17 protein-coding genes are annotated in these 19,368 nt (G+C 70.3%); 10 read left to right on the top strand and 7 right to left on the bottom strand.

Features of this window, described 5'->3' with window-relative positions; genetic code table 11:
- Nucleotides 1-121: 121 nt before the first annotated feature.
- The 3 genes from leuC to DMP23_RS25275 all read left to right on the top strand — a co-directional run bounded on the left by leuC (nt 122) and on the right by DMP23_RS25275 (nt 3,056).
- Nucleotides 122-1,546, top strand: coding sequence for a 3-isopropylmalate dehydratase large subunit (gene leuC / locus DMP23_RS25285; RefSeq protein WP_037811734.1), 1,425 nt, complete (start codon nt 122-124; stop codon nt 1,544-1,546).
- 23 nt (nt 1,547-1,569) lie between these two features.
- Nucleotides 1,570-2,172, top strand: coding sequence for a 3-isopropylmalate dehydratase small subunit (leuD, locus tag DMP23_RS25280; protein WP_037811732.1), 603 nt, complete (start codon nt 1,570-1,572; stop codon nt 2,170-2,172).
- Nucleotides 2,173-2,414: 242 nt separating this feature from the next.
- Nucleotides 2,415-3,056, top strand: a complete 642-nt coding sequence (locus DMP23_RS25275; protein WP_337822712.1) for an HU family DNA-binding protein — start codon at nt 2,415-2,417, stop codon at nt 3,054-3,056.
- A 1,107-nt stretch (nt 3,057-4,163) separates the two neighbouring features.
- On the opposite strand, the gene DMP23_RS25270 is transcribed toward DMP23_RS25275, so the two are convergent.
- The 3 genes from DMP23_RS25270 to cofC are packed head-to-tail and all read right to left on the bottom strand — an operon-like array spanning nt 4,164 to nt 8,210.
- Nucleotides 4,164-5,111, bottom strand: coding sequence for an NUDIX hydrolase (locus tag DMP23_RS25270; RefSeq protein ID WP_037811730.1), 948 nt, complete (start codon nt 5,109-5,111; stop codon nt 4,164-4,166).
- On the bottom strand, nt 5,108-7,522 hold the full coding sequence (locus tag DMP23_RS25265) for an RNA degradosome polyphosphate kinase (protein WP_337822711.1): 2,415 nt from the start codon (nt 7,520-7,522) through the stop codon (nt 5,108-5,110). Before DMP23_RS25265 ends, DMP23_RS25270 begins: the two co-directional genes overlap by 4 nt.
- A gap of 55 nt (nt 7,523-7,577) precedes the next feature.
- Nucleotides 7,578-8,210, bottom strand: coding sequence for a 2-phospho-L-lactate guanylyltransferase (gene cofC / locus DMP23_RS25260; RefSeq protein WP_337822710.1), 633 nt, complete (start codon nt 8,208-8,210; stop codon nt 7,578-7,580).
- 176 nt (nt 8,211-8,386) lie between these two features.
- On the opposite strand from cofC, the gene DMP23_RS25255 reads away from it, so the two are divergent.
- The 3 genes from DMP23_RS25255 (at nt 8,387) to DMP23_RS25245 (ending at nt 11,146) form a co-directional block, all read left to right on the top strand.
- The gene (locus DMP23_RS25255) at nt 8,387-9,100 is read left to right on the top strand and encodes a lysophospholipid acyltransferase family protein (protein ID WP_240691229.1); all 714 of its coding nucleotides are present in this window, start codon (nt 8,387-8,389) and stop codon (nt 9,098-9,100) included.
- Nucleotides 9,100-10,125, top strand: a complete 1,026-nt coding sequence (locus DMP23_RS25250) for an NAD(P)H-dependent glycerol-3-phosphate dehydrogenase (RefSeq protein ID WP_043835439.1) — start codon at nt 9,100-9,102, stop codon at nt 10,123-10,125. The genes DMP23_RS25255 and DMP23_RS25250 overlap by 1 nt, the downstream gene beginning before the upstream one ends.
- A gap of 541 nt (nt 10,126-10,666) precedes the next feature.
- Nucleotides 10,667-11,146, top strand: a complete 480-nt coding sequence (locus DMP23_RS25245) for a cysteine dioxygenase (RefSeq protein ID WP_337822709.1) — start codon at nt 10,667-10,669, stop codon at nt 11,144-11,146.
- Here DMP23_RS25245 and DMP23_RS25240 read toward each other — a convergent pair whose 3' ends face one another.
- From DMP23_RS25240 to DMP23_RS25230, 3 genes are read right to left on the bottom strand one after another with little or no spacing between them, the layout of a single operon-like run.
- A complete protein-coding gene (locus DMP23_RS25240) occupies nt 11,147-12,133 on the bottom strand; it encodes an asparaginase (protein WP_337822708.1) in 987 nt (328 codons plus the stop codon).
- Between the two features lie 10 nt (nt 12,134-12,143).
- Nucleotides 12,144-12,965 (bottom strand): class I SAM-dependent methyltransferase, encoded by an 822-nt coding sequence (locus DMP23_RS25235; RefSeq protein ID WP_337822707.1) that lies wholly within the window; start codon nt 12,963-12,965, stop codon nt 12,144-12,146.
- Entirely contained in the window at nt 12,962-13,336 is a 375-nt protein-coding gene (locus DMP23_RS25230) for a VOC family protein (RefSeq protein ID WP_337822706.1), read from the bottom strand. Before DMP23_RS25230 ends, DMP23_RS25235 begins: the two co-directional genes overlap by 4 nt.
- Before the next feature lie 138 nt (nt 13,337-13,474).
- Here DMP23_RS25230 and DMP23_RS25225 point away from each other — a divergent pair, with 138 nt between their 5' ends.
- Both DMP23_RS25225 and DMP23_RS25220 read left to right on the top strand, forming a co-directional pair.
- Entirely contained in the window at nt 13,475-14,176 is a 702-nt protein-coding gene (locus DMP23_RS25225; RefSeq protein ID WP_134727838.1) for a response regulator transcription factor, read from the top strand.
- A complete protein-coding gene (locus DMP23_RS25220; protein ID WP_337822705.1) occupies nt 14,173-15,624 on the top strand; it encodes a sensor histidine kinase in 1,452 nt (483 codons plus the stop codon). The genes DMP23_RS25225 and DMP23_RS25220 overlap by 4 nt, the downstream gene beginning before the upstream one ends.
- Here DMP23_RS25220 and DMP23_RS25215 read toward each other — a convergent pair.
- The gene (locus tag DMP23_RS25215) at nt 15,596-16,270 is read right to left on the bottom strand and encodes a pyridoxamine 5'-phosphate oxidase family protein (RefSeq protein WP_238607897.1); all 675 of its coding nucleotides are present in this window, start codon (nt 16,268-16,270) and stop codon (nt 15,596-15,598) included. The two genes, DMP23_RS25220 and DMP23_RS25215, sit on opposite strands and share 29 nt — an antisense overlap.
- An 89-nt stretch (nt 16,271-16,359) precedes the next feature.
- Here DMP23_RS25215 and pdxR point away from each other — a divergent pair, with 89 nt between their 5' ends.
- On the top strand, nt 16,360-17,730 hold the full coding sequence (pdxR, locus tag DMP23_RS25210) for a MocR-like pyridoxine biosynthesis transcription factor PdxR (RefSeq protein WP_037811720.1): 1,371 nt from the start codon (nt 16,360-16,362) through the stop codon (nt 17,728-17,730).
- 106 nt (nt 17,731-17,836) lie between these two features.
- Nucleotides 17,837-19,363, top strand: a complete 1,527-nt coding sequence (locus DMP23_RS25205) for a serine hydrolase domain-containing protein (RefSeq protein WP_337822704.1) — start codon at nt 17,837-17,839, stop codon at nt 19,361-19,363.
- Nucleotides 19,364-19,368 lie beyond the last annotated feature (5 nt).

Genomic DNA, 19,368 nt, shown 5'->3' with positions numbered 1-19,368 from the left:
GTGGGAAGTCCAGAATCTGGGAAAAACGAAACCCGGGCCCGCGGCCAGCCGCGGCTCGCCCCTCCTCACCGGCTCTGTCCGGGTTCCGTGCTCCCGGCCGATCCCGTGGAAGGAGCCGGAGATGACCACCCCCACCGGCAAGGCTCGTACGCTGGCGGAGAAGGTGTGGGACAGCCACCTCGTGCGCCGAGGCGAAGGCGCCGAACCGGATCTGCTCTACATCGACCTCCACCTGGTGCACGAAGTGACCAGCCCGCAGGCGTTCGACGGACTGCGGCTGGCCGGGCGGCAGGTGCGCCGCCCCGACCTCACCATCGCCACCGAGGACCACAACGTCCCCACCGTCGACATCGACCTCCCGATCGCCGACCCGGTGTCCCGCACCCAGGTCGACACGCTTCGCCGCAACTGCAAGGAGTTCGGCGTCCGGCTGCACCCGATGGGCGACGCCGAACAGGGCATCGTGCACGTGATCGGACCGCAGCTCGGGCTGACCCAGCCGGGCACCACCGTGGTGTGCGGCGACAGTCACACCTCGACGCACGGCGCGTTCGGCGCGATGGCCTTCGGCATCGGCACTTCCGAGGTCGAGCACGTGCTCGCCACCCAGACGCTGCCGCTGCGGCCGTTCAAGACGATGGCGATCAACGTCGACGGCACGCTGCAGCCGGGCGTCACCGCGAAGGACGTGATCCTCGCGGTGATCGCCAAAATCGGCACCGGCGGCGGGCAGGGCTACGTCCTCGAGTACCGCGGCAAGGCCATCGAAGACCTGTCGATGGAAGCCCGGATGACCATCTGCAACATGTCGATCGAGGCGGGCGCGCGCGCCGGCATGATCGCGCCGGACGAGACGACCTTCGCCTACCTCAAGGGCCGTCCGCACGCGCCGAAGGGCGAGGAGTGGGACGCCGCCGTCGCCGCCTGGCGCGAGCTGCGCACCGACGAGGGCGCGGAATTCGACGCCGAGGTCCACCTCGACGCGGACCAGCTGACGCCGTTCGTGACGTGGGGCACCAACCCGGGACAGGGCCTGCCGCTGGGCGATTCGGTGCCCGACCCGGCCGCGATCCCGGACGAGAACGCGCGCTTCGCCGCCGAGAAGGCGCTGTCCTATATGGATCTGAAGCCGGGCACGCCGCTGCGCGAGATCGCGGTGGACACCGTCTTCCTCGGGTCCTGCACCAACGGCCGGATCGAGGACCTGCGCGCCGCGGCCGAGGTGCTGCGTGGGCGCAAGGTGGCCGATTCGGTCCGGATGCTCGTGGTGCCCGGTTCGATGCGGGTGCGCAAGACCGCCGAAGAGGAAGGCCTGGACAAGATCTTCGCCGAGGCGGGAGCCGAATGGCGGCAGGCGGGCTGCTCCATGTGTCTCGGAATGAACCCGGACCAGCTCGCCCCCGGCGAGCGGAGCGCGTCCACCTCCAACCGCAACTTCGAGGGACGGCAGGGCAAGGGCGGCCGCACGCACCTCGTCTCGCCGCTCGTGGCCGCCGCCACCGCCGTGCGCGGGACGCTGTCCTCGCCCGCCGACCTGCCCGCCTGACTTCCCCGAGAGGAGCTCCCACCATGGAACCGTTCACCCAGCACACCGGGATCGGGGTCCCGCTGCGCAGGTCCAACGTGGACACTGACCAGATCATCCCGGCCGTCTACCTCAAGCGCGTGACCCGCACCGGATTCGAGGACGGGCTGTTCGCCGCCTGGCGCGGCCAGGAGGACTTCATCCTCAACCAGGAACCGTTCAAGAACGGGTCGGTGCTGGTCGCCGGGCCGGACTTCGGCACCGGTTCGTCGCGCGAGCACGCCGTGTGGGCGTTGATGGACTACGGCTTCCGGGTCGTCATCTCGTCCCGGTTCGCCGACATCTTCCGCGGCAACTCCGGCAAGGGCGGCCTCGTCGCCGCGCAGTGCGAGCAGTCGGATGTCGAACTGCTCTGGAAGCTGCTGGAGAACGAGCCCGGCACCGAGGTGTCGGTGGACCTCGAAGCCAAGACCGTGCGGGCCAAGGACTTCACCGCGCCCTTCCAGATCGACGACTACGTCCGCTGGCGGCTGCTCGAAGGACTCGACGACATCGCGCTGACTCTGCGCCACGCGGGGGACATCGACGAGTTCGAGTCGAAGCGGCCCTCCTGGAAGCCCGCGACGCTTCCCGCCGCGACCTCCTGACCTGCGCCGCCGGGGCCGGATTCCCTGCTCGGAAAGGGAATCCGGCCCCGGCGGGCCCCCTCTTCGCCCACGCCAAACGGAGCCTCCCGGACCCGGAAACGGGTCCTTCGGGAGGGCGGAACCGTTCCCGTCGCAAGGGAAAATTTCGCGTGCCGTTTGGAATTTGTGCTGTCTTGGTAATACCGTGTGCGTTAGCCGGCCGACCTGGCCGTGGACGAAGAGTTCTTCTTGGAGGGACTGGAATGGCCAACAAGGCCCAGCTGATCGAGGCGCTGTCGGAGCGTCTGGGCGACAAAAAGGTTGCTTCGGAGGCCGTCGACGGTCTCGTCGACATCATCATCCGGACGGTCAACAAGGGCGAAAAGGTCACCATCACCGGCTTCGGGGTGTTCGAAAAGCGCGCTCGTGCCGCCCGCACCGCGCGCAACCCGCGCACCGGCGAAGCCGTGCGAGTGAAGAAGACGAACGTTCCGGCGTTCCGTGCGGGCACCACGTTCAAGGACGTGATTTCCGGTTCGAAGAAGCTGCCCAAGGCCACGGCGGCGAAGCGGGCCACGGCCAGCACCGCGAAGGCGACCACCACCCGCGCCGCCTCGACCACCGCCACGCGCAGCACCCGTGCCACGGCGGCGAAGCCCGCCGCCACGCGCACCCGCGCCACCGCGGCCAAGGCTCCCGCCAAGGCCACCGCGGCCAAGACGACGACGCGCGCCACGGCCGCGAAGTCCACCACCACCCGCGCCAAGGCGGCCCCGAAGGCCACCACCACGCGGGCGAAGGCCGCCGCCAAGCCTGCCGCCAAGACCACCGCGGCAGCGAAGAAGACCACGGCCGCGGCCAAGAAGGCCCCGGCGAAGCGCACCTCGGCGGCCAAGAAGAAGTAACAGCCCCGGTATTCGTTGCTTCGCGGCAGGGCCCCGACCTCGGGTGAGGTCGGGGCCCTGCCGCGTTTTCGGGCGTTTGGGCGGCTGGATGGGGGGAGTCGGGGCGAGGTGAGGTCGGGGCGCTGCCGCGTTTTCGGGGGACTTGGGAGGCTGGATGGGGGGAGTCGGGTGGTGGGAAGGGTTAGCTGGCGGGGGGAGTGGTGAGGCGTTGTGGGGCTGGGGTTTCGGCTGGGCTGAGCGGGAAGTCGGGGCGGGGTTGTTATGCGGGCGCTCGGCTGGGGGTCGGCTGGGCGGCGTGTTTGGGACGGTGAGTCTGCGCGGGGGTTGCTGTGCTGGCGTGGGGTTTCGGCTGGGTGGGTGCTTCGCGCGGTGAGCCGGGCAGGGCTGTTGTGCTGGTGCGGGGTCAGGTTGCGGCTGCGCGGGGTGCTTCGGGCGGGGAGTCGGACGGGGTTGCGGGGGCTGGGATTGTGGCTGGACGGCGGCGGGTCGCGGGTGGCTGAGCGGCACCCGGATGAGCGGACCGGGTGCGTTGCGGGGATGGCGCTGCGGGGGCGATTGCGGTGTCGACCTGCTGCGAGAGGGCGGGCGAGCTGTTGTGGCGGACGGGTTTCGAGGCCGGGCGAGCGGTGGGCCGCCAGACCCCGTTGTGGTCGCGGGGTTTCCGGGCGAGGCGGGACAGCGGGGCAAGCGAGCCGGTGTGGCGAGTCTCTCCGGAGGTCGCGAATTCGCTGCCCCGCCAGGGTTGCCGGAGCACCTGCCCGGATGGTGTTGGGGCAGCGGGAAGACCGCGTTTCCCGAGGTCGGCGGCCTGTTCGGGCTCCGGGGAGAACCCGCCGAATTGCTGATAAGACAACAGATTCGGGGCCGTCCGGGAAGGCGATCGGATTCCCCGAAGCGACGGGTCCGGGAGGGCTAATCCGACGCCCGGAGATAAATCCCCGCCGGGGGTAAATAAACCCCGCGAGCGTGTCTCGGACGTCGCTTATGCCGGACCCGCGGATAACTGCTGAGCGGCGCTCAGCAATACCGGTCTCTATAGAATCCGAATCGCCGAAGAGCGCGCACGAGAAGGGGCCCGGCGCGCACGCCGGGCCCCTGGTGAAAAAATCAGCCTGCCGAAGGCACCGGAGCGGGCAGCGGGCTCGGGTAATAGTCCGCGCCCACCAGAACCGGTCCGTCGTCGCCGGGGGAGAACGACAGGACCCACAGCGAGCCCTTCTTGCTCGGCACCACCCCGTCGCGGGCGGCGGGCAGTTCCAGGCCGTCCCGGTCCGCCAGCGCGCTCACCAGGTCCGGGATCACCCCGCCCTGGCTGCTGATCAGCGGAGTGCCCCCGTCGGCCGCGATCGCCAGCAGGCGGCGGATTCCGAGCAGCGGGTCGGGCCAGTAGCCCTCCTCCGACAGCAACGGCTCGTGCCGCACCTCGACGCCGAGTGCGTCCGCGATTCCGCCGACGGTCTGCACGCAGCGCAGCCGCGGTGCGGAGAACACCCGGTCGGGGCCGAAGAGCGGCAGCAGGTCTCGCAGTGCGGCCGCTTGGCGTTGGCCGGCTTCCGACAGCGGGCGGAGGTCGTCGTCGCCGGTCCAGTCTTCGCGTTTGCCCGCTTTCGCGTGCCGCACCAGCAACACCGTCGTCGGCGCGGGCGGGAGGGCGCAGAACTCGCGCAGCACCCGGACATCCGCCGGCCGGGTGAGCAGCTGCTCGGCCGCGATCGGGTCCAGCCAGCGCAGTTCGTCGACCTCTTCGTTGGGTGCGAAGGCTCCCTCGACGGCTTCGCCGCTGAAGTAGTCGACGCTCTTGCGCAGCAGCCGCCCGTTGTTCTTCGCGGGGACTTCGTACCTCGTCTGCGCGACATAGCGGCCCAGCACCGCGCGGAACCCGGTCTCCTCGGCGATCTCGCGCACCGCGGTGGCCGCGATCGTTTCGCCGGGGTCGACCTTTCCCTTCGGCAGCGACCAATCGTCGTAGCGGGGCCGGTGCACGACGGCTACCTCGATCCCCGCCCCGGCACGGCGCCAGAGCACCGCGCCCGCGGCCCGGACGTCCACGCTCATCCGACGGCCCCGTGCAGCTTCGCGAGTTCGAGCTGGTGGTCGCGCACCTGCGAACCGGCGGCCGGGAACGGCTGCCATTCGCCTGAGGAACTGAGCACCCAGCAGCGCGTGTGCGGATCGAGCGCCGAATCGAACACCTCGTCCAGCTGCCGTGTCAGCCTCGGGTCCTTGACCCGCACCAGCGCCTCGATCCGGCGGTCGAGGTTGCGGTGCATCATGTCCGCGCTGCCGATCCAGTGCGTGCCGCCCGCCCGGAAGTTGAACACCCGCGAATGCTCCAGGAACCGGCCGAGGATCGAGCGGACGCGGATGTTCTCGCTCAAGCCCTCGACGCCCGGCTTCAGCGAACAGATCCCGCGCACCACCACGTCGACCGGAACGCCTGCCTGCGACGCGTGGTACAGCGCGTCGATCACCTGCTCGTCCACGAGCGAGTTGCACTTGATCCGGATGCCCGCGTCGAGCCCGGCGCGCGCGAGTTCGATCTCCTCGCCGATCGCGCGCACGATGCCGCGGCGGATGCCGTGCGGCGACGTGAGGATCGTGCGGTAGGTGTCCTGGCGCGAGTAGCCGGTGAGGACGTTGAACAGGTCGGTGATGTCCGCGCCGATGCTCGGGTCCGCGGTGAGCAGGCCGAGGTCCTCGTACAGCCGCGCGGTCTTCGGGTTGTAGTTGCCGGTGCCGATGTGGCAGTAGCGGCGGATGGTCGAACCCTCCTGCCGCACCACCATCGACACCTTGCAGTGCGTTTTGAGGCCCACCAAGCCGTACACGACGTGCACGCCCGCGCGTTCCAGCGTGCGCGCCCAGGTGATGTTGGCCTGCTCGTCGAACCGCGCCTTGATCTCCACCAGCGCCACGACCTGCTTGCCCGCCTCGGCGGCGTCGATCAGCGCGTCCACGATCGGCGAATCGCCCGACGTCCGGTACAGCGTCTGCTTGATCGCCAGCACCTTCGAGTCGGCCGCGGCCTGTTCGATGAACCGCTGCACGCTCGTGGAGAACGAGTCATACGGGTGGTGCACCAGGACGTCGCCCTCGCGCAGCGTCGCGAACACGCTCTTGGGCGTCTCGCGTTCGCCGAACGCCGGATGCGTCGCGGGCACGAACGGCCGGTCCTTCAACTCCTTGCGGTCGACCGCGGACAGCTGGAACAGGCAGGTGAGGTCGAGGAGACCCGGCACCTCGACGACGTCCTCGGGATCGACTTCCAGCTCGCGCAGCAGCAGTTCGAGCATGTGCTCGCTCATGTCCTGCGCGACCTCGAGCCGCACCGGCGGGCCGAACCGGCGCTGCGCCAGCTCGCGTTCCAAGGCCTGCAACAGGTCCTCGTCGCGGTCTTCCTCGACCTCGAAGTCGGCGTTGCGGGTGACGCGGAAGACGTGGTGCTCGGTGACCTCCATGCCGGTGAACAGATCGCTCAGGTGCGCGGAGATCAGTTCCTCGAGCGGCAGGAAAGTCGCGGTCCGGTTGCCGCGTTCGGTTTCCACGCGCATCAGCCGCGGCACGTTGCTCGGCACCTTCACGCGCGCGAACCGTTCGAGGCCGCCCTGCGGATCCCGCACCGTCACCGCGAGGTTGAGCGACAGCCCGGAGATGTACGGGAACGGGTGCGCCGGGTCGACCGCGAGCGGCGTGAGCACCGGGAAGATCTGCTCGGAGAAGTAGCTCGACAGCCGGAGCTGGTCGGCCCCGGACAGGTCGGACCAGCCGACGATCCGGATGTCCTGCTCGGCCAGCTGCGGGCGCAGGTGCTCCTTGAACGCGGCGGTGTGCCGCTCGACCAGGTCCTGGTTGCGCTTGGCGATGTAGTCCAGCTGTTCGCGCGGCGTGAGCCCGTCCGCGCTGCGCACCGAGAGGCCGGTGCCGTCGCGGCGTTTCAGCCCGGCGACCCGGACCATGTAGAACTCGTCCAAATTGGACGCGAAAATGGCGAGGAACTTGGCCCGTTCGAGCAGCGGCTGCGATTCGTCCTCGGCCAGCGCGAGCACGCGGGCGTTGAAGTCGAGCCAGGACAGCTCGCGGTTGAAATAACGGTCGTCGGGAAGCGACTCGACGGCGGTGGGCGCGGACGTGACGGCGGGCGGGGCCGAGGGGACGGAGCGGAATTCCTCGCCGCTCTCGGTCGTGGTCCGGCGCGATCGCACGGCGGCGGGCGGCGCGGCGGGTTTCTTCGCCGAGGAGCGCAGCGCGCTCGACGAAGCGGTTTTGCGCTTGGCCGGTTTGGCGTTGTCCTCAGCCGGAGCCGCCTTGGGTTTTGCCCGGCGGGCCGCCGCGGCGTCGCCGTTCCCGCGCGAGGTCGCCTTCCCGCCCGCGGTGCGCGGGGCCGGGGACGAGGGGGACGCGCTGCTGCCGCTCTTCACGCGCCGCCGGGCCGGAGTGCTGCCGTCTTCTGTGCTCACGCTGCCCATTGTTCACTACGAAGCCGCGGTTTGCGCAGGCCGCGATGAAGGTCGAGTGAACACGTCAGCGCAATTGCGTCCGTTCGGCCGGGAGCAATGCCGCGGTGCGCTTCCCGAGACCGAGCCGCGCGGCGTGGCGGAGATCATCTTCGGTGTCGACGTCGCTGCGCAGCGACGGCAAAGCCTGGGTGAGCGGAATCGCACCGGACGCCCGATGCAGTTCCGCGGAGCCGGCGCCGAAGTGCGGGTCGAGCGGTTTCCCCGGCGCGGACAGCAACAGCGTGGTCCCGGTGCCCTGCCGGTCGAACACCACCGCGCGGCGGCCGGCGGCTTCGGTGAGCGCCCGTTCCAGATCCACCGCGCGCAACGCGGGGAGATCCGCTTGGAGCGCGCCGACGACTCCGTCCGGCGCGTCCGCGCGCAGCAGCTCCGCGCCGTGGCGCAACGCTTCGTTGAGCCCGCCCTCCGCCGGCTCGGCGACCAGTTCGACGCCGAGACCGGCCAATTCGGACAGCGCGGCCGGATCAGAGGTGACGACGAGCACGCGCCGGACCCGGGCGACCGACGTGACCGCGGCCAGCGTGTCGCAGGCCAGCGCCAGCACCAGTTCGGCGTGCCGGTGCGCGGCGACCGCGCCGCGCAGCCGCGACTTGCCCGCGCCCGGCGGTTTCAGCGGCATGACCAGGTCTGCGTCCACCTGTCCATCTTTACCCGAAACCGCTCGCGCGCGTGCGTGAGCGCACCCTCCCTGGACTGCGCGAACCGGCGCGCGGCAGGATCACCCGGAGCAGAGGCGACCCGAGGAGGAGAACTGTGGCACGGCGTGAGAAGGGCGGATTCTGGGTGGGGCTGGCCGCCGCCGCGTTCTACCCGATGACCGCGATCGGCAAGCGGGTGTACCTCGGCGCGGAGAAAATCCCCCGGCAAGGGCCCGCGGTGCTGGTGATGAACCACATCTCGCACCTCGACCCGCCGGTCGACGCGGTGTTCGTGCACCGGCAGAAGCGGGTGCCGCGGTTCTTCCTCAAGGCGAGCCTGAAGAACGTGCCGGTCTTCGGCCGGATCGTGACCGGGTCCGGGCAGATCCCGGTGGCGCGCGGGTCGAGCGCGGCGGGCGACAGCCTCAAGGCCGCGCACCAGGCGCTCGAAGAGGGCAAGGTCATCGTGATCTACCCCGAGGGCACCATCACGAAGGACCCGCTGGGCTGGCCGAAGGAGGCTTACAGCGGCGCGGCGCGGCTGGCGCTGCAGAACGACGTGCCGGTGATCCCGATCGCGCGCTGGGGAACGAACCAGATCTTCAACGGCTACACCAAGAAGTTCACGCCGTTCCCGCGCAAGACGGTGACGCACCTGGTCGGCGACCCGATCGACCTGTCGCGGTTCCGCGGCGCGAACCCGCGCAGCGCCTCGACGCTGCGCGAGGTCACCGCGGTGCTGATGGACGAGGTGACCCGGCTGCTGGCCGAGATCCGGCAGGAGGAACCGCCCGCGAAGAAGCCGGAAACGGACGCGGCGGCGGACACCAAGGCGGAGATCACCGCCGAGCCCAAGGCGGAGGCCGAGAAGCCGGAGGACGGTGCCTGATGGCGGGTTTCGCCGCCGACGTGCAGCGGGTCACCGTGCTCGGCGCGGGTTCGTGGGGCACCGCGTTCGCGAAGGTGCTCGGCGACGCGGGCCGGGACGTGACGATGTGGGCGCGCCGGGAAAGCGTCGCCGAGGAAATCCGGGAGCGGCACACCAACGAGTCGTATCTGCCGGGAACCACGTTGCCGGACCGGATCACCGCGACGTCCGACGCGGCCGAGGCGCTGGACGGCGCGCAAGCGGTCGTGCTCGGGGTGCCGAGCCAAAGCCTGCGCGCGAATCTCACCGGCTGGCGGCCGCTGCTGCCGCCCGAGGCGATCCTGGTCAGCCTCGCCAAGGGCGTGGAACTGGGCACGCTCAAGCGGATGAGCGAGGTGATCGCCGAACTCGCCGAAGTCGATCCGGGCGAGATCGTGGTGGTGTCCGGGCCGAACCTGGCCCGCGAGATCGCCGCCGGGCAGCCCGCCGCCGCGGTGCTCGCGTGCGCCGACCACGAGCGCGCGAAAGCGGTGCAGCAGGCGACGTCGAACCAGTATTTCCGGCCCTACACGAACACCGATGTGGTCGGCTGCGAGCTGGGCGGCGCGTGCAAGAACGTGATCGCGCTCAGTTGCGGGATGGCCGCCGGGATGGGCTTGGGCGCGAACACGATGGCGACGCTCATCACGCGCGGCCTCGCCGAAATGGCGCGGCTCGGCGCGAAACTCGGCGCGGACCCGCTGACCTTCGCCGGACTCGCCGGGCTCGGCGACCTGGTCGCGACGTGCTCGTCGCCGTTGTCGCGCAACCGCACCTTCGGCGAACGCCTCGGCCGCGGCGAGACGCTGGCCGAGGCGCAGGCGGCGACCGGCGGGCAGGTCGCGGAGGGTGTCGCGTCGTGCTCGTCGATCCGCGAACTGGCGCAGCGGCACGGGGCCGACATGCCGATCACGGACGCGATGTACCGGGTGTGCCACGAGGGCGTCGACCCGCGGCAGGCGGGCGCGGAACTGCTCGGGCGGTCGCGGAAGCCGGAGTGGCGCTGAGACTCGTGAGTGGCGGTGCCGGTTAGAACCGGCATTGCCGCGCACGAGGGTGTGAGGGGTGGCGGCCTCGGGGAAAGCTCGATCTGGTGAGTGGTGGTGCCGGTTAGAACCGGCATGAACACTCACGAGCGGCGAGGGCTTGTGGGGCTGAGCACGCTCGGCTTGGCGGTGGCTGGGGTCTCGTGAGTGGCGGGGCCGGTTAGAACCGGCATTGCCGCGCACGAGTTGCGAAGGCGGGAAGCTCGGCCTGGCGAGCGGGCTGGGTGTCGTGAGCGGCGCTGCCGGTTAGAACCGGCATTGCCGCGCACGAGCGGGTGCGCGAGGGTGTGAACCTGCGCTCACCTGGGCGGTCCAGGGGGTGAGACGGGTTGACCGGGCGGTCCGAGGCTGGTTCTCTGTGCGGCATGCTGACGTGCGAGATGACGATGCGGCCGGGGTCTGACGACCTCCGCCCCGTCATGGGCATGTCGTGTCGCTGTTGTCGGTGAAACCGTCCCGGCCCAGTTCGACACCCATCTTCTTCCCGTGAGGACTTCTTTTCATGTTCGCCGTTCCGGACAACACCCTGCTGCGTCCCGAGAACCCCGCCCTGCGGCATCCGGTCCGCGTCGCCGTCGACGTGGCCGCTGACCGGGAGCGCTGGGGCGCCCTGCTGCGCTACGACCCCGACCAGCGGTTCTCCGCCCTCGTCGAACGCACCGAGGACCAGGAGATCTGGCTGCTCAGCTGGCTTCCCGGCCAGCGCACCGACCTGCACGACCACGCCTTCTCGACCGGCGCGTTCACCGTCGTGTCCGGGCGGCTGACCGAAACCGTCGCGCGACGCGCCCCGGGCGGGCGTGCGGTGACCGAGGTGCACGGGCTGTCCGCCGGGCAGTCGCGCGTGTTCGGGCCCGGCTACGTGCACGAGGTGCGCAACGACGGCCCGGACCCGGCGATCAGCGTGCACGTCTACCGCCAGGGCGGCCGGCAGATGCGGTCGTACCAGGCGAATGCGGTCGACGGGCCGTTCCGGGCGTGATCAGCGGTCGAGGTCGCCGCGCAGCCTGAACTGCCGTTCGATCTCCTCCCGGGAGACGCCCGCCGCGAGCAGAACCTGCAGCAGGATCCGCGATTTCCGCGGGCAGAGCCAGCCGGCCATCGTCGCGCCCATCCGGATCAGGCTCGATTCGGAGCCGTGAAACCCGTAGGTGCCGCGGAAAGTCGGGCCCGCGCCGGTCCGGGAAGCGACGACCACCGGTACTTCGGCCGTTGCGATGACGTCCGCGGTTCCGGTCGACACGTGTCCGACGCCGTTGGCGGCCACCACGACGCCGCGCGCGCCGCCCTTGAGGACCAACGACAGCAGTTCGCCCGAATCTTCGAGGCCCGATTCCAGCAGCGGAACGAGATCGACGGTTTCGGCTCCCGGCAGCACCGGCAGGCGCGGCGGCGACGGGTGGAAGTAATGCACCGAGCCCTCAGCGACCATGCCGAGCGGGCCCGCCGGCCGCGACGAAAACGTTTCGACGTGGCTGGAATGCGTCTTCCGCACCCAGCGCGCCGCGTGCACATCGTCGTTGAACGCCACCAGCGCGCCCCGGCCGCGGCTGCGCGGATCGGCGGCGACGGCGAGCGCGGCGAGGATGTTCGCCTGCCCGTCCGGGCTGGGCAGGCTCGGGTTCCGCATCGCGCCGGTGATCACCACCGGCGCGTCGGACGGCCACGTGAGGTCGAACAGGTACGCCGTTTCCTCCAGCGTGTCCGTGCCCTGCACCACCACGAGACCGTCCGCGCCCGCCTCGATCTGCTCGACGCCCCACTGCCGGGTCCGCGCGAGCGTCGCGTAGTCCATCGACGAACTCGACAGCCCGGCGAGCGTCGCCGCGGTGATCTCCATCGGCAGCCGGGAACCCAGGTCTCCCAGCAGGTCCTCGGCGCTGAGCCGCGGCACGACGCCGTCTTCGATCGAACGTCCGGGAGCCATCGAGATGGTGCCGCCCAGCGCGGCGACGGCGATGCGAGTCATGCCCCGCACTCTATGCGGGGCGCCGCGCCTGCAGGGTGTAGCTCGCGGCGACCCGGCGCGGGTTGTCCCGCAGCCGCCATTCGCCGCCCCCGGCCTCTTCCATCTCGTGCGGCAACGCGTTCCACGCCGCGGTGTCGTGTTCGGTCAGCCCGGTCAGGATCAGGCCTTGGTCGAGCAGCGCGGTGACGATCTCGCCGAGCGAATGGTTCCAGCTGTGCGTGGTCGTCGTGCGCATCGGTTCGTCCGTGTCGACGTAGGTGGTGTCGTCGCTGAACACGAGCGGCTCGTCGTGCTCGAAGTAGTCGTACTTCGGCCACGCGCGTTCCGATTCGTCGTCGAGCGTCCACAGCATCGGATGGCCTTCGCGCATGAAGAGCCGTCCGCCGGGCCGCAGCAGCCGCGCGACCACCTCGGCCCACGGCGCGATCTTCGGCAGCCAGCAGATCGCGCCGATCCCGGTGTACACCAGGTCGAACGCGTTTTCGCCGAAGACTTCCACCGCGTCGTAGACGTTCGCCTCGTGGTAGTCGATGTCCGCGCCGGTGGCGTCGGCGAGCTCGCGCGCCTCGGCGAGCGACGCCGGGGAAAGGTCCAGACCAGAGATCTTGGCCCCGAGCCGGTGCAGCGAAAGCGTGTCCGTGCCGATGTGGCACTGCAGGTGCACGGTGCGCAGCCCGGAAACGTCGCCGAGGCGAGGCTGGTCGAAGCGCACGATCTGGCTCAGGTGCGCGGGATCGGCCTTGAACTTGTCGAACTCGTAGTACGCCGAGCGCGCGTGGATTGGCGCGCGGTCGTCCCAGTTGGCGCGGTTGATCTCGAACGAATCGGTCACGCCATCTCCGCCAGGCTGCGCTCGACGCAGAACTCGTTCCCTTCGGGATCCCGCAGCACGATCCAGCCGCCGCCGTCCTCGCGGCGGTGGTCGGCATGCAGCGTCGCGCCCAGCTTGAGCAGCCGCTCCACCTCTTCGTCACGGGTCCCGCCGTCTGGCTTCAGGCAGACGTGCAGCCGGTTCTTGACGGTCTTGGGTTCGGGGACGGCGATGAACAGGAGAGTGACGCCGGACTCGAGCCTGATGCCGATCTCCGGATCGCCTTGATGGTCGTCGTCGCCGACCGGGCGGCCGGTCACCTTGGTCCAGAACTGGGCCAGAGCCCACGGGTCGGCGCAGTCGACGGTGATGTTGTCCACGTAAGCAGTCATCGGGCTCCTCGGGCTATGGTTGCTGTCGGTCCGGAGTCTGCCCGGAATGCCCGATGCGCGCGACAGGTTTCCTGTCGAGTCGCTGTCAGCTGGGGGTTCGGCTCGCGCGCCCGAGCGGACGTCGCGGAGGATGGCGGGGTGGAGAATCCGAACCCGGTGCGGCTGCTCGTCGTGGACGACGAGCCGCACATCGCCGACCTGGTCGCGACCGTCGCCCGTTACGAGGGCTGGCAGGCCGTGACGGCCGGTTGCGGCGCCGACGCGCTCGCGCGCGCCGCGGAGTTCGCTCCCGACATCGTCGTGCTCGACCTCATGCTGCCCGATTTCGACGGCTTCACCGTGCTCGACAAGCTGCGCGAGAAACACGACGCGGTGCCGGTGGTGTTCCTGACTGCCAAGGACGCGACCGCCGACCGCATCGCCGGACTCACCCGCGGGGGTGACGATTACCTCGTCAAGCCGTTCTCCGTCGAGGAGTTGATGGCGCGGCTGCGTGCGGTGCTGCGGCGGACGTCCGAGAAACCGGATACCCGCACGGTGGTGCTGCAGGTGGGCGATCTCACCCTGGACGAGGAGACGCACGAAGTCCGCCGCGGCGGCCAGCTCGCCGAGCTGACGCCCACCGAATACGAGCTGCTGCGTTACCTGATGCGGCGTTCGCCCGCGGTGCTCACCAAGGCGCAGATCCTCGACCACGTCTGGGAGTACGACTTCGGCGGACGGTCCAATGTGGTCGAACTCGCGATCTCGCGGCTGCGGCGCAAGCTCGACACCGAGGCCGAACCGCTGATCCACACCGTGCGCGGCGTCGGGTATTCCGTGCGACAGGCGGGCCGGTGAACCGGGTCGGGCGCTGGGCTCGCCGCTGGTACCGGGCTTGGCGCGCTTCCCGGCTCGGCACGCGGCTGGCGTTCGGGCTGGGCGCGTTGTCGCTGGTGGTGTTCGCGATCGTCGGCGCGCTGACCGTCGAGCTGATGCACGACTACCTCAACCGGCGGCTCGACGAGCAGCTCAAAACCAGCCAGGTCGCGCAGGTGCCGCATCTGCGCGAGTCGAAGGACAATCCGGAAGTCGTTTACTCCTGGTACTCCGCGGTTTTCGACGTGCGGGCGGGGCACGCCGTCCCGCAGCCGGGCAGCACGTTGCCGAACGACGTGCGGCCGTTGGCGCAGGTCGCCGAAGAAGCGACCAGCGGCGACCTGTTTCGCACGATCGCCTTGCCCGGTCAGGGTTCTTACCGCGTCCGGGCCTGTCCGGTGGAGACCTCGCAGAACGGGACCGGCACCGTGCTGTTGAGCGCCGCGCCGCAGGCCGATCTCGACAACACCGTGCAGCAGCTGATGTTGATCGAAGTGCTCGCGTTTCTCATCGCGTTGGCGATCCTCGTCGTCGCGGGCCGCGTGGTGCTGCGGCGCGGATTGCGTCCGTTGTCGGACATGGCTGGCACGGCGCACGACATCGCCTCGCACGACCTCACCGCCACGGCGGATTTGCCGGTGCGCGCGTCCGGCACGGGTGGCGGAGCGGAGGTCGAGGAGCTGCGGACGGCGTTCAACTTGATGTTGAGCCACATCGAATCCTCGCTGGCCGCGCGCACCGAGGCGAACGATCGGCTGCGCCGGTTCGTCGCCGATGCTTCGCATGAGCTGCGGACGCCGTTGACGTCGATCCGCGGCTATGCCGATCTTTTCCGTTACGCCGCCGCGAACGAACCCGAGGAACGAGAGGCGCACCTGGAGAAAATCCGGGCCGAGACGGCGCGGATGAGCGTGCTGGTGGACGATCTGCTGCTGCTCGCGCGGCTGGACGCGCGCGATGTCGAACCGCCGGTGCGGCCGCAGCGGATGGATCTCACCGAGATCGCCGCGGCCGCCGCGGACGCGTTCCGGGCCGGTCGGCCGGGACATCCGCTGACGGTCTCGATTCCGGAGGAACCGGTGCTGCTGCACGCGGATCCGGCGCGGCTGCGGCAAGTCCTGGACAACCTGCTCGCGAACGCCGCCGTGCACACCGCGGAGGGAACGCCGGTCGAGCTGGCGGTGTCGGTGGCCGACGGGATGGCCGTCGCCACCGTCACCGACGCCGGACCGGGGATTTCCGCGGCGGATCAGCAGCGGATTTTCGACCGGTTCTATCGCGTCGACAACTCCCGCACCCGGGCCGCTGGCGGCACCGGGCTGGGATTGTCAGTGGTGCATTCGCTGGTGGTGGAGCACGGCGGGACGGTCTCGCTGGAGAGCCGCCCCGGACGGACGGTATTCACCGTGCGGTTGCCGCTGCCTTCGTGACGCGTGCGGTGACGTGTTCGGGCACGGCCCAGCCGGGTGGCAGGTCGGCGGACGGTTCCGGCTCGCCGAAGACCGTGCGCACCGGCAGTACTCCGGCCCAGGCGGCATTTGCGGTGACGTCTTCGGGCTCGTCGTCGGGTCCTTCTGCGCGGAGTTTCACCGACGCTTCGGCGAGATCGAGCGCGATGACCGACACCGCGGCGAATTCCTTCTTGTTCACCGCGCGAGCGTGCTCCCACGAACCAGGGGAGAGGTGGTCGGTGAGCACGTGCAGGCCGCGCATCTTCTCGTCCGGGTCGGTCACCAGCCGGGCCTTGCCGAGGATCACCGCGCTGCGGTAGTTGACCGAGTGGTTGTTCACCGAGCGGCAGTAGACGATGCCGTCGAGGAGGGTGACCGTCACGCAGACGTCGGTTTCTCCGGTCGCGGCTCGCAGACTGGCCGCGCCCGTGGAACCATGCAGGTACAGGGTGTCGCCGTCGCGGCCGTATCCGGTGGGCAGCACCAGCGGGACGCCGTCGCGGACCACGCCGAGGTGGCAGATCAGCGCCTCGTCGAGCACGGCGTGCAGGACCGCGCGCTCGCTGGCGGCGCGGTGGCGTTTGCGGCCGAGCGTGGTGCGTTCGGTGGGCGAAAGGCTGCTCATGCGTTCAGTGTGCGGCGGCCAAGTGGCTACGTTGAATGTCCACTTCTTCTACACTTGAGAAGTCCACTTCGCCGTAACGGAGGTCCGCCGTGTCCTACGCCGACACCGCCCTGCCGGTCAGTCTCGACCGCGAAGCGGCCACCCCGCTGGCCGTGCAGCTGGCCGACGCGCTGCGCGAAGCCGCGGCCGGCGGACATCTCCGCGGCGGCGACCGGCTGCCGTCCACGCGCGCGCTGGCGGAACGGCTCGGCGTCTCGCGCACGGTCACTTCCGCTGCGTACGAGCAACTTCACGCGGAAGGCTGGATCGCTGGCAGGCACGGCTCCGGCACCTACGTGACCACTCCGCCGACGCGCGCCGCCGCGTCCGTCACGGTGCCCGGTTCGCTACTCGCCGAGGCGGAACAAGCCCCGCTACTGGACCTCGCGCCGGGTACGCCGTGGGCTGGCGGCCTTGACCGCGCGGCCTGGCGGCGAGCGTGGCGGGCAGCCGCCGATCCCGAGCCGCTCACGCGCGCGCACCGCGCCGGGTTGCCGGAATACCGCGCGACCGTGTCGGAACACCTGCTGCGCCACCGCGGTCTGGCCGCCGGTTCGGTGCTCGCGACCGGCGGCACGACCGCGGCTGTCGTGGAACTCGCCGCCGCCGTGCTGCGCCGAGGTGCGGTCGTGGCCTTCGAGGAACCGGGTTATCAGCGTGCGGTGCAAGCGTTCCGGCAGGCCGGGCTCACCGTCGTCGGCGTGCCGGTGGACGAGGAAGGCCTGCGCCCGGACGCGATTCCCGCCGGGGCGCGCGCCGTTTACTGCTCGCCCGCGCACCAGTACCCGATGGGCAGCCGGATGAGCGCGGCCCGCCGCGTGCAGCTCGTGGAACGCGCTCGCGCGGAAGGCATGCTGGTCATCGAGGACGACTACGACGGCGAGCTGCGCTTCGACGTCGCCCCGTTGCCGATGCTGGCCGCGCTCGCCCCGGACGTCGTCGTGCACCTCGGGACCACCAGCAAAATCCTCACCCCGACCCTCGGCGCGGGCTGGCTTGTCGCGCCCGCTTCGGTGGCCGATTCCATTCTGGCGTACCGGGATCTCACCGGAACCCGTCCGTCGCCGGCGGGGCAGCGGGTGCTCGTCGAACTCGCCCGGACCGGCGATCTGGGCCGGCACCTGCGGAAGCTGCGCCGGGAAATGGCCGAACGCCGGACGGTGCTGGTGACCGCGCTGTCGAACGCCGGAATCCCGTTCGTCGGCGACGACGCCGGCGCGCATCTGGTGGTGCGGACGGAAAGCGCCGAGACCGAGGCCGAGTTGATCGCCGCGGCGGAACGGCATTCGATCCGGCTCGACGGGCTGGCGCGGCATTTCGCCGGAACGCCGACGGTGCACGGCATCGCGCTGGGTTACGCGGGCTGCTCGCGGGAAGCGTTGATGGCCGCGGTGCCGACGCTGGTCGATCTTCTCCGCTGACTACGGGGGCCAGCCCTACCTTCGGTCCGCCGGTCAGCTTCATGGTGCCGGATCCGCTGCTCCGCGAGGCTTTTGCCGATCAGTTCGGCGCGCGGAGGAGTGCGGGATGACTTGGCGGATCCGGGTAGCAGCGATGGCGACCGCGATGCTGGCGGTGTTCGCCGCACCGGCCTCAGCGCAGCCAGCAGACACTGCGGTAGCGCACTTGCGTGAAGAACTGGCGGGCGGTCCGCCGTCGTCCTACGCGCTGGTGCCCGCGGACGGCAAGGTGACGACCGGCGCGGTCGGCCCCGACGTGACGCCGCAGTCGCCGTTTCTGCTTGGCTCGCTGAGCAAATCGTTCACCGCCATGGCAGTCATGCAGCTCGTCGACGCGGGCAAAGTCGGCCTGGACACCCCGATCACCGCGTACCTGCCGTGGTTCCGCACCGCCGGATCCAACGATCCGATCACCGTGCGGCAGTTGCTGAACCAGACCAGCGGGCTGCCGACCGAAGCGGGCACCGTCGACCTCTATGAGCCGGAAACCACGCTGGAACAGCGCGTCCGCGCACTCGCCGACGTCGTCCCGGTGTCTCGCCCAGGCACCGCTTTCCACTACTGCAACAAGAATTACGCGACGTTGGGTCTGCTGGTCGAGCAGGTTTCCGGCCAGAGCTACGCCGACTACCTCAAAGCGCACGTCCTCGCCCCGCTCGGCATGAACCGCACCTTCACCAACCTCGCCGACGCCCGTCGCGCGGGTCTGATCGAGGGCTCGTCGGTGCTGTTCGGCCTGAACGTGCCGATGGAAACACCGGATTTCCCGGGCGCGCTGCCTGACGGCTACCTGGTCTCGACCGCCGAGGACCTCAGCCACTACCTCACCTTCCAGATGACCGGCGCCTACCGCGGCGTCCGTCCGCTGTCCGCCGAAAGCCTGCGCCTGATGCACAGCGCGGCCGTCCCGACCGGCGACGACCACGCGATCGACGGCATCGACCACTACGGATCCGGCTGGGGCACCGGCACTCTCCACGGCCAGCCGGTCGTCCAGCACGACGGCGACCTGACCCGCTACCACGCCAACCTGGGCTTTCTGCCGAACCAGCAGGTCGGCCTGGTGGTGCTGACCTCGCGCAACCCGGTCCTGCTGGACAACGGCGCGCCGTTCCACCACACCCTCGCGATGCTCGCGGGCGCACCGGCCCCGGAGATCGGCAACGGTTTCCTGCTCACCTACGGCGTCATCGACGGTGTCGCGCTCCTGGCCCTCGCTGCGATGGTCTTGGCGACCCGCCGACAGATCCGTCGCGCGCGAAAGCTGCCGGAACTCTTGCGGGACAAGGGTTTCCGTCGGGTGGCAGTACGGCCGCTGGTCGGACATCTCATCGCCGCAGCCGCGCTGTACGCGGCGGTGTTCGTCGGAGTCGGCCTGCTCAGCTACGGCGGCTGGCTGCCGGTGGACGTCGCGTTCCAGACGCTGCCGGACTTCACGGTCCTCGTCCTGGCCGGGACAGCGTTCCTCGCGGTGCGCGGGTTGGGGTGGTTCGCGCTGGCCGCCTCGCGGACTCGCCGACCAGCGGCTCGACCCTCCCGACCAGCGCAGACACCCCCGGCGCGCGCTGTTGGCGAGGCTCACCCGGTACGGTGACCGGC

The organism is Amycolatopsis sp. A1MSW2902 (genome assembly GCF_017312175.1).
Taxonomy (GTDB): Bacteria; Actinomycetota; Actinomycetes; order Mycobacteriales; family Pseudonocardiaceae; genus Amycolatopsis; species Amycolatopsis nivea.
This window is presented reverse-complemented; position numbering and strand designations above follow the sequence as displayed.